Raw genomic sequence first — 210 nt, forward strand, 5'->3', positions numbered from 1 at the left:
TTCCATAAATTGTCTGCAAAAATAAAGGAATGAACCCATGATTAAACCACAGCAAATCATCGAAATCGGATTAACAGCAGTCACCTTATCAGTGATTCTAGGGGAGTCAGTATTGGCGACTTCATCACAGCTTTATTCGTGGGTTGGTTTGAGGAACGAAACCCAACATTATGGCTCAAATCGCGGGGATTGACTTACTCAAAAAAACCA

1 protein-coding gene is annotated in these 210 nt (G+C 40.5%); it reads left to right on the top strand.

The genetic code is table 11. From position 1 onward, the window contains the following. Positions 1-37 precede the first annotated feature (37 nt). Complete coding sequence (locus P5674_RS26475) at positions 38-193, top strand: hypothetical protein (RefSeq protein WP_014275127.1); 156 nt, start codon at positions 38-40, stop codon at positions 191-193. The last annotated feature ends 17 nt before the right edge of the window (positions 194-210 follow it).

It is taken from the genome of Limnospira sp. PMC 289.06 (assembly GCF_032350395.1).
In the GTDB taxonomy this organism is placed as follows: Bacteria; Cyanobacteriota; Cyanobacteriia; order Cyanobacteriales; family Microcoleaceae; genus Limnospira; species Limnospira platensis.